The organism is Streptococcus mitis, from assembly GCF_023110375.1.
GTDB lineage: Bacteria > Bacillota > Bacilli > Lactobacillales > Streptococcaceae > Streptococcus > Streptococcus mitis_CI.
This window is the reverse complement of sequence record NZ_JALDVV010000001.1, coordinates 360,085-373,551: the sequence shown is the minus strand read 5'-3', so window position 1 is coordinate 373,551 and position 13,467 is coordinate 360,085. Positions and strand designations below refer to the sequence as shown.

The window sequence follows — 13,467 nt, the reverse complement described above, 5'->3', positions numbered from 1 at the left end:
AATCATTCAATTAGGGTAGCCTTTTGTCACGACTTGTTGTGAATTTATACTAAATGTCAATTCACAGAGATTTTCCAACATGTGGTGTGGTAGCGAGTATTATTAATGAGTACACATGTTGGTTAGGGTCTTAGTATCTTTTGTCCAAGCTCCCGTGTAGACTTATCATAAGCCTATATCGGGATTGCATTTGATACCAAGTTTATGTTTGTTTCAACTGTTTAAGTGGAAATCTTCCATATTGAAAGTCTGATATCATACCTTTTGACAAGGTAAGAGAAGTGTAGACTGTTCAAGATCGACAGTCAGGTGGTAAGCGGTGTTGTCACGGATGGTGATTTCAAAGTCGGTAGTATAGAGGACTAAACGAAGAGTATCTCCTTCTTTTAACTTGTAAATAGTTGGTTGCAATTCAAATTGGATATCCATCCATTCATCTACAGTAATATTCTCTACTAACAGTAAATCATTTCTATTTTGCAAATTGATATAGCCTTTTGTCACGACGCGTTGTGCATTTTCGCGAAAAGGCAATTCGTTAAGATTTTCCAACATGTGGTAGCGACCGTTGTCAATGGTTCTAGCACTTAAAACAGCTGGATAAGGTTGTAGGTATTTTTTTTGTCCATGTTCCAGTAGTTGGGCAGATAAGAGTCCCTTATTTGTACTGGATTTGATACGAAGATTGAGTTGGGCACGACCGTTCAAGTGAAGATCTTTGGTTACAGGAAGGTCAATAGTAATTTGATTGGCTTTCCCTTGATAGAGTTCTGTATTGAAGGTCTGATATGTCTTACTATAACGCTCAAAATCTTTATCTGAGTACTGGTTTTGAATAACCTGTTCTTCTTGACCAAGTGAGAAGGTTTCGAAGTTTTCTTGCTCACCGAAGGTACCAAGTGATAACCAAGTCTGAGGAGCGGTATTGTCCTGCCAGATAACAGTCGGAAGCTGATAATCTGTTTCCTGTCCCAATAATTTCTTAGTCAGTAAGGCATTCATGGACTCACGGAAATCAATGGATTGCCAGTTATTCATATAAACATGGGAACCATTATGGAAAAAGAGATGCTTATTTATATGAGCAGGAAGGGCGTGAAACATCTGGTAAACATGAAGCGGTTTGACATTCCAATCCTGTGAACCATGAGTAAAGACAATCTCTGCTTTTACATTATGGGCATTGAGCAGATAGTTGCGGTCATGCCAAAACTGATTATAGTCGCCAGTCTTGCGATCCAGTTGTTCTTTTACCTTTTCCAAATCAGTTTGGTGAGCTTCATTGCCACGGATATAGTCACCAGCCAAGAGATTACGAGAATAGGTTAACTCAGCAAGGGAGTCAAAGTCCTCACCTGGATAGCCACCTGGGCTAGTCACCAGACCGTTTTCACGGTAGTAGTTGTACCAAGATGAAATGCCAGCCTCGGCAATGATAACCTCTAAACCATCGACTCCTGTAGTCGCAAGACCATTGGACATTGTACCTAGATAAGAAAGTCCAGTTGTGGCTACTTTTCCATTTGACCAGTCAGCCTTGACTTGACGCTGGCGTGTATGGTCGGTAAAGGCACGGCAACGGCCATTAAGCCAATCGATGACATTTTTATAAGCCTCGATTTGCTGATAGTCTCCATTAGTCATGAAACCTGTGGAGTCTTTGGTACCAACACCTGAGACATAGAGATTAGCAAAACCTCGTGGAAGGAAGTAGTCGTTGAGTGTATAGCTAGCGTTGATGTGCATTAGCTTTTCCTCAGTTTCTGACACAAGCTCAGCTTGACCTTTAGGTTGGACTAGATTTAGTTGAGGTTCCTCTAGTTCAATCTTGTGAGCAGGTTTAACCTCGAGATTGCCCTCCATCTTGTAAAGAGCCTTATCGCTTGCCTTGTCATTTGTTCCTTGGTGATAAGGACTGGCCGTCATGATAGCAGGGATTTGTCCGTCATAACGAGGACGAATAATGCTGACCTTGACTAAGTCTGGTAGCCCTTTTTGGTCAGTATCGACACGAGTTTCAACGTAAACGACTTCACGAATGACATCATGGCTAGAAAAAGTAGCCAAACTCTTACCGTTAAAGTAGTGATAGTCATTATCCTCCGGAATAAGACCGTCACTGACAAGTTGGTCGATAAGAGTATTTCCCTTTTTGGTGCGAGTATTGAGTAACTGATAGAAATTTTCAATCAAGTCACCATATATAATGGGAAAACCAGTCTCTTTACGAAAAACATCACTGTCCTCAAAGTCAAACAAGTAAGAAAAACCTAAGAGTTGAAAGGCTACAGTATAGAAAATATCTGCAGTCAACTCTCTGTCTGACTGACAAAAAGTCAGAAAGTCAGTGTCCTTATCTATCGAGATTGTAGATAGAGCATAGTCAGTATTGGAGTAAGTAAAAAAACTCCAACGAATGAAGTGTTCAAACTGCTTTTTTGAAGGCAGATGTGGCGTTAGATTTAGCCCTAGCGTTTCCAATTCATTTAACAATTGCGAACTAGAAAATGCTAGATAGCTGAATTGATTAAAATGCATAGTATTCTCCTTTGAAAAAACACTAAATTTATTATATCAAAAAAATGGGAAAAATGGAATAAATAAACCCTAATGAAATAAATTTAAAAAAAGAGTATAGATTTACTGTTACTTATGATAATCTACAGTAAATAAAATACAAAATATACTCATGTTTAAAGATTTCCAAATCACAAAAAATATATATGTTTGTTTTATTATTCTTTATATAGTATAAAAATGTTTTGAATTTTTATCTAAAACATAATAATATAAAAATAAATTAATTTTTGTAGAATCTGTTTTATACTACTGTTTAGAATTGGATAAGGATGATCAGTTCGTACTTAATGGACTGATTAAGAAATATGGGGTGTAAAATGGTATAATAGAAATATATCAAAATAGGAGAGGTGAGTTCATGATTGCACAACTTGACACCAAAACAGTTTATAGTTTTATGGAAAGTGTAGTTTCGATTGAAAAATATGTACAAATAGCTAAAAACTATGGTTATTCTCACCTTGCTATTATGGATGTGGATAATCTCTATGGAGCCTATCATTTTTTAGAAGTGACTCGAAAATATGGAATCCAACCTCTAATTGGTCTTGAAATGACCTTGATTATAGACGAGAAGGCGATCTCTTTTCGTTTTCTAGCTCTATCTACTAAAGGTTACCAAGAGTTGATGAAGTTATCCACTTTAAAAATGACGGGACGAAAAAATTGGTCTGACTTTACCAGTCACCTTGAGGATGTTGCTGTTATTGTTTCTTATTTTGATGGAATCGATCAGCTGGATTTAGGTCATGATTATTTTATTGGGGTTAGTCCCGATACTCACCAAGAAGTCTTTACCAAACCTATTCTTCCACTGTATCAGGTCAACTCTTTTGAGAAAGAAGACATACAGGTTTTGCAAATCTTGTCGGCAGTCAAGGATAATATCAGTCTGAGAGAAGTGGATGTGCATTCACAACCAGGGATTTTTTTACCTGCCTCAGATTTAGAAGCTCGGTTTAAAAATCGCTTCCCTCAGGCGCTTGCCAATCTCCAAGGTTTGATAGGGAATGTTAGCTACCAACTTGATCCAAGTTTAAAACTCCCTCGCTTTAACCCTGAAAGGCCTGCAGTAGAAGAACTTAGAGAGAGGGCTGAGCAGGGACTGATAGTCAAGGGGCTAACCTCAGTTCTTTATCAAAAGCGTTTAAATGAAGAGTTGGCTGTTATTCATGATATGGGCTTTGATGACTATTTCCTAATTATTTGGGATTTGTTGCGTTTTGGACGTTCCCAAGGCTACTATATGGGAATGGGGCGCGGTTCTGCTGTGGGTAGTTTGGTCGCCTATTCACTTGATATCACAGGGATTGACCCAGTAGAGAAAAATCTGATTTTTGAACGTTTCCTCAATCGTGAACGCTATACCATGCCCGATATCGATATCGACATTCCAGACCTTTATAGACCAGAGTTCATTCGCTATGTTCGTGATCGCTATGGCAGTCAACATGTGGCGCAGATTGTCACTTATTCGACCTTTGGAGCAAAACAGGCAATTCGTGATGTTTTCAAACGCTATGGTGTTCCAGAGTACGAATTAACAAATATTACGAAAAAAATCAGTTTCCGAGATACGCTAACGACGGCCTATGAAAAGAATTTGCAATTTAGACAGGTCATAAATAGTAAGATTGAGTACCAAAAAGCTTTTGAGATTGCTCGAAAGATTGAAGGTTATCCTCGTCAGACCTCTATCCATGCTGCAGGAGTCGTTATGAGTGACCAAGACTTGACAGACTATATTCCTCTAAAATATGGTGAGGATATGCTCATCACCCAGTACGATGCTCATGGTATTGAAGCTAATGGACTTCTAAAAATGGATTTTCTTGGTTTACGTAACCTGACTTTCGTACAAAAAATGCAGGAATTACTTGCGGAGTCAGAGGGTGTTCATCTCAAAATCGAAGAGATTGATCTGGAAGACAAAGAAACCTTGGATCTCTTTGCAGCTGGAAATACGAAAGGGATTTTCCAATTTGAACAATCTGGAGCCATTCGACTGTTAAAACGGGTCAAACCACAAGTCTTCGAAGAAGTGGTGGCAACAACATCCCTTAACAGACCAGGTGCTAGTGATTATATCGATAATTTTGTGGCTCGCAAGCATGGCAAAGAAAAAGTGACGGTGTTAGATCCTTCCTTGGAGGACATCCTGTCATCAACCTACGGTATCATGCTCTATCAAGAGCAAGTTATGCAGGTAGCTCAGCGCTTTGGAGGATTCAGTCTTGGTAAAGCCGACATTCTCAGACGTGCCATGGGTAAGAAAAATGCTAAAGAGATGCATTTGATGAAGGAAGATTTTATCACTGGTGCAGTTAAACTCGGTCATTCAAAAGAGAAAGCCAACCAAGTTTTTGCAGTGATGGAAAAGTTTGCGGGTTATGGATTTAATAGATCCCACGCCTATGCTTACTCAGCACTGGCATTCCAACTTGCTTATTTCAAGACGCACTATCCTGCTATTTTCTTTCAAGTCATGTTGAATTATTCAAACAGTGATTATATTGTAGATGCATTGCAGATGGGATTTGAAGTGGCACCTTTAGCGATCAATAGTATTCCCTATCATGATAAGATTGTTCAAAAGAAAATTTACCTAGGTTTGAAAGCGATTAAGGGGGTATCAAGAGATTTTTCTTATTGGATTATTGAAAACCGTCCTTTCTCAAGTATTGAAGATTTCGTCACGCGTCTTCCTAAGAATTACAAGAAACTCTCACTTTTGACGCCTTTAGTTGAATTGGGGCTCTTTGATGAATTTGACAAAAATCGCCAGAAGATTTTAGTGAACCTACCTAACTTATTTGTTTTCGTTGAGGAGTTGGGTGGGCTCTTTGCAGATACAAATTATAGTTGGACTGAGGCTGATGATTTAACAGAGGCAGAGAAGTTTTACAAGGAACAAGAACTGGTTGGGGTAGGTATCAGTGCCCATCCTCTACAAACTCTCGCTAAACAATCCATATATCCGACAACTCCAATTGCTAATCTTATTGAGGGGGTTCATGCAACTCTTCTAGTTGAAGTGCAAAAAATAAAAGTTATTCGAACTAAAAAAGGCGAGAATATGGCCTTTCTACAGGTTCACGACAGTCAGTCTCTGATGGATGTTACAGTATTTTCAGATCAGTATCGAAAATTTTCCTCTATCCTATCTGAAGGAAAATTCTACTACATCAACGGTAAGATTCAATCAAGAGATGACCGTCTGCAAATGATTGCACAAGAAATAAGAGAAGCAGTGGCTGAACGCTTCTGGATTCAGGTGAAAAATCATGACTCGGATCAGGAGATGTCATGTATTTTAGACCAGTATAAAGGCCCAATCCCAGTCATTATCAGGTATGAAGAGGAACAGAAAACAATCGTTTCTCCCCATCATTTTGTAGCTAAATCCAATGAATTAGAAGCGAAATTGAATGAAATCGTTATGAAAACGATTTATCGCTAAAAATACGGAAAATAGAAGAATTTTAAAATCAAATGTGGTATAATCAATAAGAATGTTAAAAGAAAAAGGAGCATAAACCAATATGAAACGTATTGCTGTTTTGACTAGTGGTGGAGACGCCCCTGGTATGAACGCTGCTATCCGTGCAGTTGTTCGTCAAGCAATTTCAGAAGGAATGGAAGTGTTTGGTATCTATGACGGATATGCTGGTATGGTTGCCGGTGAAATTCATCCCCTAGATGCAGCTTCAGTAGGAGACATCATTTCTCGTGGTGGTACTTTCCTTCACTCAGCTCGTTACCCAGAGTTCGCTCAACTTGAAGGGCAACTTAAAGGGATTGAGCAATTGAAAAAACACGGAATTGAAGGTGTAGTTGTTATCGGTGGTGACGGATCTTACCACGGCGCTATGCGTTTGACTGAACATGGCTTCCCAGCTATCGGTCTTCCAGGTACAATCGATAACGATATCGTTGGTACTGACTTTACAATCGGTTTTGACACAGCGGTTACAACTGCTATGGATGCTATCGATAAGATTCGTGATACATCATCAAGTCACCGTCGTACTTTTGTTATTGAAGTTATGGGACGTAACGCTGGTGATATCGCTCTTTGGGCTGGTATTGCAACTGGTGCTGATGAAATCATCATTCCTGAAGAAGGATTCAAGATTGAAGATATCGTAGAAAGCATTAAATGTGGTTATGAGTGTGGTAAAAAACACAATATCATCGTCTTGGCAGAAGGTGTGATGTCAGCAGCTGAATTTGGTAAAAAACTAAAAGAAGCTGGGGATACAAGCGACCTTCGTGTGACAGAACTTGGACATATTCAACGTGGTGGTTCTCCAACTGCGCGTGACCGTGTATTGGCGTCACGTATGGGTGCGCATGCTGTTAAACTTCTTAAAGAAGGCATCGGTGGTGTTGCGGTTGGTATCCGTAACGAAAAAATGGTTGAAAATCCAATTCTTGGTACTGCAGAAGAAGGAGCATTGTTTAGCCTTACTGTAGAAGGTAAGATTGTGGTTAATAACCCACACAAAGCCGACATTGAGCTATCTAGCTTGAATAAGAGCTTGTCATAATTTACAATTTAGTTAATAAGACCAAAAAGGTCATATATATAAAGGAGTCACAAAAATCATGAACAAACGTGTAAAAATCGTTGCAACTTTGGGTCCTGCGGTAGAAATCCGTGGTGGTAAAAAATTCGGTGAGGACGGATACTGGGGTGAAAAACTTGATGTTGAAGCTTCAGCTAAAAACATTGCTAAATTGATTGAAGCTGGTGCTAACACATTCCGTTTCAACTTCTCACACGGTGACCATCAAGAACAAGGTGAGCGTATGGCAACTGTTAAACTTGCTGAAAAACTTGCAGGTAAAAAAGTTGGTTTCCTTCTTGATACAAAAGGACCAGAAATCCGTACAGAATTGTTCGAAGGTGAAGCTAAAGAGTATTCATACAAAACTGGTGAGAAAATCCGTGTTGCAACTAAACAAGGAATCAAATCAACTCGTGAAGTGATTGCATTGAACGTTGCTGGTGCTCTTGATATCTATGATGATGTTGAAGTTGGTCGTCAAGTTTTGGTTGACGATGGTAAACTTGGTCTTCGTGTGGTTGCTAAAGATGACGCAACTCGTGAATTTGAAGTTGAAGTTGAAAACGATGGTATCATCGCTAAACAAAAAGGTGTGAACATTCCTAACACTAAAATTCCTTTCCCAGCTCTTGCTGAACGCGATAACGACGATATCCGTTTCGGTCTTGAACAAGGTATCAACTTCATCGCTATTTCATTCGTACGTACTGCAAAAGACGTGAATGAAGTTCGTGCAATCTGTGAAGAAACTGGAAACGGACACGTTCAATTGTTCGCTAAAATCGAAAACCAACAAGGTATCGACAACTTGGATGAAATCATCGAAGCTGCTGATGGTATCATGATCGCTCGTGGTGACATGGGTATCGAAGTACCATTCGAAATGGTTCCAGTTTACCAAAAAATGATCATCACTAAAGTCAATGCTGCAGGTAAAGTTGTTATCACTGCAACAAACATGCTTGAAACAATGACTGAAAAACCACGTGCAACTCGTTCAGAAGTATCAGACGTATTTAACGCTGTTATCGACGGAACTGACGCAACAATGCTTTCAGGTGAGTCTGCAAACGGTAAATACCCACTTGAGTCAGTAACTACAATGGCTACAATCGATAAGAACGCTCAAACTCTTCTTAACGAATACGGACGTTTGAACTCAGATTCATTTGAACGTAACTCTAAGACAGAAGTAATGGCTTCAGCTGTTAAAGATGCTACTAACTCAATGGACATTAAATTGGTTGTAACTCTTACTAAGACAGGTCACACTGCACGTTTGATCTCTAAATACCGTCCAAATGCTGATATCTTGGCATTGACATTCGACGAATTGACAGAACGTGGATTGATGTTGAACTGGGGTGTTATCCCAATGTTGACAGATGCTCCATCATCAACTGACGATATGTTCGAAATCGCTGAACGTAAAGCAGTTGAAGCAGGTCTTGTACAATCAGGTGACGATATCGTTATCGTAGCTGGTGTACCAGTTGGAGAAGCTGTTCGTACAAACACAATGCGTATCCGCACAGTACGCTAATCAAAATGAAAAAAGCCTATCATATCAAGCTTTCTAGCCTGTATGATGGGCTCTTTTTTTGTCTATGGAGCACAAATGGAGCAAAACTTTTTACTTTCGATTTAATGGGACGGTATCAAGTGCGTCAAATACTGCTTGCTTCAGACTTTTTGTAACGTGTGTATAGATCTGATTGGTAGTTTTTCGGATTTATGCTCGAACTGTGACATGATAGCTTTTAAAGTTATGTTGTTTTTTACGTAAATTTCATAAAATATTTAGTTAAGATAGAGATAAAAAATAACTCCCTGATGACTCAAGGAGTTATTACTATCTAAATTAGTTTTTAGAAGCAGCTTGGAATTCTGGGTTTTTCCATGCTTCGTCAATAATAGCTTGTAATTCATTTGCAGATGCTTGCATTTTTTGAGTTTCTGCGTCGTTCAATGGGATATTTACTGGACGAACAATACCATGTGCACCAACAACAGCTGGTTGACCGATAAAGACGTTTTTAACTCCGTATTGACCTTCTTGGAATACTGAAAGTGGAAGTACTGCGTTTTCATCGTCAAGGATTGCTTTAGTAATACGAGCAAGGGCTACTGCGATACCGTAGTATGTTGCACCTTTTTTGTTGATGATTGTGTAAGCTGCATCACGAACACCTTCGAACAATTCAATCAATTCAGCTTCTTGAACATTTTGAGTGTCTTTAAGGAATTCTTCAAGGTTTACACCAGCGATGTTAGCGTGTGACCAAACAGCGAACTCAGAGTCACCGTGTTCACCCATAATGTAGGCGTGGACTGAACGAGCATCAACATCCAATTTTTCAGCAAGTGCTTGACGGAAACGAGCTGAGTCAAGTGAAGTACCTGAACCGATAACGCGTTCTTTAGGGAATCCAGAGAATTTCCAAGTTGAGTAAGTCAAGACGTCAACTGGGTTAGCAGCAACAAGGAAGATACCTTTGAAACCTGATTCAACAACTTGAGTTACAATTGATTTGTTGATAGCAAGGTTTTTACCTACAAGGTCAAGACGAGTTTCACCTGGTTTTTGAGGCGCACCTGCAGTGATTACAACAAGGTCAGCGTCTGCACAGTCAGAGTATTGAGCTGCATAGATTTTTTTAGGTGAAGTGAAGGCAAGGGCGTGACTAAGGTCAAGCGCGTCACCAACAGCTTTTTCATGCAATTGTGGAATTTCGATAATTCCAAGCTCTTGTGCAATTCCTTGGTTAACAAGTGCAAAAGCGTAAGAAGAACCTACAGCACCATCACCGACAAGGATAACTTTTTTGTGTTGTTTAGTTGAAGTCATTATTCTAAACATCTCCTTAATTTTATTCAGGGATTTCCCCAGTTATTTCAATTTTATCACTTTTAAAAAGCTTTGTCACGGATATACATTTCAGTTCTTGATGTAAACGTTTTAGTGGTTTTAGATACCTGAAATATAGCGGACATTATGGTATAATATAGTTAATTACTAATAGTGAAATGAGGCATTTATTAATGCAGGATAGAAATTTAGTGAATGTCAATCTGACAAAGGAGATGAAGACGAGCTTTATTGACTACGCTATGAGTGTTATCGTAGCGCGGGCTCTTCCTGATGTTCGAGATGGCTTGAAACCCGTCCACCGTCGGATTCTCTACGGAATGAATGAACTGGGTGTTACTCCAGACAAACCTCATAAAAAATCTGCTCGTATTACAGGGGATGTCATGGGTAAATATCACCCACACGGGGATTCCTCTATCTATGAAGCCATGGTCCGTATGGCTCAATGGTGGAGCTATCGTTACATGCTTGTAGATGGTCATGGGAACTTTGGTTCCATGGATGGTGATGGTGCTGCCGCCCAGCGTTACACTGAGGCACGTATGAGCAAGATTGCTCTGGAGATGCTTCGTGATATTAACAAAAATACAGTTGACTTCGTTGATAACTATGATGCCAATGAACGTGAACCCTTGGTCTTGCCAGCGCGCTTTCCTAATCTTTTGGTTAATGGAGCAACTGGTATTGCTGTTGGGATGGCAACCAATATTCCACCTCATAACCTTGGTGAAACCATTGATGCAGTGAAGTTGGTCATGGACAATCCTGAAGTGACCACTAAGGACTTGATGGAAGTCCTGCCTGGGCCAGATTTTCCAACTGGTGCTCTTGTCATGGGGAAATCAGGTATCCATAAGGCCTACGAAACAGGTAAAGGTTCTATTGTCCTTCGTTCTCGTACTGAAATTGAGGAAACTAAGACTGGCCGTGAGCGTATTGTTGTAACAGAATTTCCTTATATGGTCAATAAAACAAAGGTGCATGAGCATATTGTTCGTTTGGTTCAGGAAAAACGCATTGAGGGCATCACAGCAGTACGTGATGAGTCAAACCGTGAAGGTGTTCGCTTTGTTATCGAAGTCAAGCGCGATGCCTCAGCCAATGTTATTCTTAATAACCTTTTCAAGATGACCCAGATGCAAACCAACTTTGGTTTCAATATGCTTGCTATCCAAAATGGCGTACCGAAGATTTTGTCTCTTCGTCAGATTTTGGATGCTTATATTGAGCACCAAAAAGAAGTGGTTGTTCGTCGTACTCGTTTTGATAAGGAAAAAGCAGAAGCGCGTGCTCATATTTTAGAAGGTCTCTTGATTGCGCTAGACCATATCGACGAAGTGATTCGCATCATCCGTGCTAGTGAAACGGATGCGGAAGCACAAGCTGAGTTGATGAGTAAGTTTAAGCTTTCTGAACGTCAAAGTCAAGCCATTCTTGATATGCGTCTTCGTCGTTTGACAGGTTTGGAACGCGATAAGATTCAGTCTGAGTATGATGACCTCTTGGCTCTGATTGCAGATTTAGCAGATATTCTTGCTAAGCCCGAACGTGTTTCTCAAATCATTAAAGATGAATTAGACGAAGTTAAGCGTAAGTTTGGCGACCAACGTCGTACTGAATTAATGGTCGGTGAAGTCTTAAGCCTTGAAGATGAGGACTTGATTGAGGAATCAGATGTCTTAATTACGCTTTCTAACAAGGGCTACATCAAACGTCTGGACCAAGACGAATTTACCGCTCAAAAACGTGGTGGTCGTGGTGTTCAAGGTACGGGAGTTAAGGATGACGATTTTGTTCGTGAGTTAGTGTCAACTAGCACCCATGATCACCTACTCTTCTTTACAAATAAAGGACGCGTCTATCGCCTGAAAGGCTATGAAATTCCTGAGTATGGCCGTACTGCTAAGGGCTTGCCGATTGTCAATCTTTTGAAATTGGATGAAGGCGAAAGTATTCAAACCATCATCAATGTTGATTCTGAACGCAGTGATGACGCTTATCTCTTCTTCACAACTCGTCATGGTATTGTGAAGAGAACCAGCGTTAAGGAATTTGCTAACATTCGTCAAAATGGACTTAAAGCACTGAACCTTAAAGATGAAGATGAACTGATTAATGTCTTGTTGACGGAAGAAGATACGGACATTATCATTGGTACCAAGTTTGGTTATGCAGTTCGCTTTAATCAATCAGCCGTTCGTGGAATGAGTCGTATCGCTACGGGGGTGAAAGGTGTTAATCTCCGTGATGGGGACACAGTTGTTGGTGCTAGTGTGATTACAGACCAGGACGAGGTTCTTATCATCACTGAAAAAGGATATGGTAAGCGCACCGTTGCGACTGAATATCCAACAAAAGGTCGTGGTGGTAAAGGGATGCAAACTGCTAAAATTACTGAAAAGAATGGTTCCCTTGCTGGTCTTATGACAGTAAAAAGCGATGAGGATTTGATGATTATCACTGATACAGGTGTCATGATTCGAACCAACGTTGCCAATATTTCACAAACAGGTCGCTCAACTATGGGAGTTAAAGTGATGCGCCTGGACCAAGATGCTAAAATTGTAACCTTTACTACGGTTACAGCGGCAGAAAAAGAAGAAGTTGGGGCAGAAAACGAAACAGAAGGTGAAGCATAATGTCTCATAAAAAGAACAAAAAGAAAACAAACCGTAAAAATTTACTAATCAATATCCTGGCAGGATTTTTAATTCTCTTGTCACTTGCTTTGATTTTCAATTCAAAAATTCGTGATATGTTCATGGTTTGGAATACTAATAAATACCAAGTCAGCCAGGTATCAAAAGAAAAATTGGAAGAAAATCAAGATACAGAAGGAAATTTTGACTTTGATTCAGTAAAAGCTATCTCGTCAGAAGCTGTCTTATCCTCACAATGGGATTCGCAAAAATTGCCTGTTATCGGTGGAATTGCTGTTCCTGAGGTAGAAATTAACTTGCCTATTTTTAAGGGGCTCGATAATGTCAATCTCTTCTATGGAGCTGGTACAATGAAGCGTGACCAAGTGATGGGGAAAGGAAACTATTCACTTGCGAGCCATCACATCTTCACGGCGGAAAATGCCAGTCAAATGCTTTTTTCTCCACTGTCACGTGCTAAAAATGGGATGAAAATTTATCTAACTGATAAGGATAAAGTTTATACCTATGAAATCCGTGAAGTGAAGCATGTGACTCCAGATCGCGTCGATGAGATTGATGACCGTAGTGGTGTTGATGAAATCACGCTTGTAACCTGTGTAGACTATGATGCGACAGAGCGTATTATCGTAAAAGGTGATTTGAAAGATACAAAAGACTATTCACAAACCCCTGAAGAAATTCTAACAGCTTTCAATCAACCATATAAACAACGCTATTAAAGATAAAATCAGTAAAATCTTAGGTTTTACTGATTTTTTATAGATTGCGTTTCAAAATAAAC

At 39.7% G+C, this 13,467-nt stretch carries 7 protein-coding genes; 5 read left to right on the top strand and 2 right to left on the bottom strand.

The window, feature by feature from the left end; all coding sequences use genetic code 11:
- Positions 1-255 precede the first annotated feature (255 nt).
- Entirely contained in the window at positions 256-2,538 is a 2,283-nt protein-coding gene (locus tag M1G12_RS01710; RefSeq protein WP_247949297.1) for a Xaa-Pro dipeptidyl-peptidase, read from the bottom strand.
- Between the two features lie 400 nt (positions 2,539-2,938).
- Between M1G12_RS01710 and M1G12_RS01705 the strand changes: the two genes are divergently transcribed.
- The 3 genes from M1G12_RS01705 to pyk all read left to right on the top strand — a co-directional run bounded on the left by M1G12_RS01705 (position 2,939) and on the right by pyk (position 8,694).
- On the top strand, positions 2,939-6,040 hold the full coding sequence (locus tag M1G12_RS01705; RefSeq protein WP_247949296.1) for a DNA polymerase III subunit alpha: 3,102 nt from the start codon (positions 2,939-2,941) through the stop codon (positions 6,038-6,040).
- A gap of 82 nt (positions 6,041-6,122) precedes the next feature.
- Complete coding sequence (gene pfkA, locus M1G12_RS01700) at positions 6,123-7,130, top strand: 6-phosphofructokinase (protein ID WP_084865076.1); 1,008 nt, start codon at positions 6,123-6,125, stop codon at positions 7,128-7,130.
- A 58-nt stretch (positions 7,131-7,188) separates the two neighbouring features.
- A complete protein-coding gene (pyk, locus tag M1G12_RS01695) occupies positions 7,189-8,694 on the top strand; it encodes a pyruvate kinase (RefSeq protein ID WP_084865077.1) in 1,506 nt (501 codons plus the stop codon).
- A gap of 318 nt (positions 8,695-9,012) precedes the next feature.
- Here pyk and M1G12_RS01690 read toward each other — a convergent pair whose 3' ends face one another.
- A complete protein-coding gene (locus tag M1G12_RS01690; RefSeq protein ID WP_000204729.1) occupies positions 9,013-9,999 on the bottom strand; it encodes an L-lactate dehydrogenase in 987 nt (328 codons plus the stop codon).
- Positions 10,000-10,193: 194 nt separating this feature from the next.
- On the opposite strand from M1G12_RS01690, the gene gyrA reads away from it, so the two are divergent.
- Together gyrA and M1G12_RS01680 are read left to right on the top strand one after the other, a co-directional pair.
- Positions 10,194-12,662: a DNA gyrase subunit A gene (gene gyrA, locus M1G12_RS01685; protein WP_247949295.1), complete on the top strand. Its 2,469-nt coding sequence runs from the start codon at positions 10,194-10,196 to the stop codon at positions 12,660-12,662.
- Positions 12,662-13,405 (top strand): class A sortase, encoded by a 744-nt coding sequence (locus tag M1G12_RS01680; protein WP_000018500.1) that lies wholly within the window; start codon positions 12,662-12,664, stop codon positions 13,403-13,405. The genes gyrA and M1G12_RS01680 overlap by 1 nt, the downstream gene beginning before the upstream one ends.
- Positions 13,406-13,467: the final 62 nt, after the last annotated feature.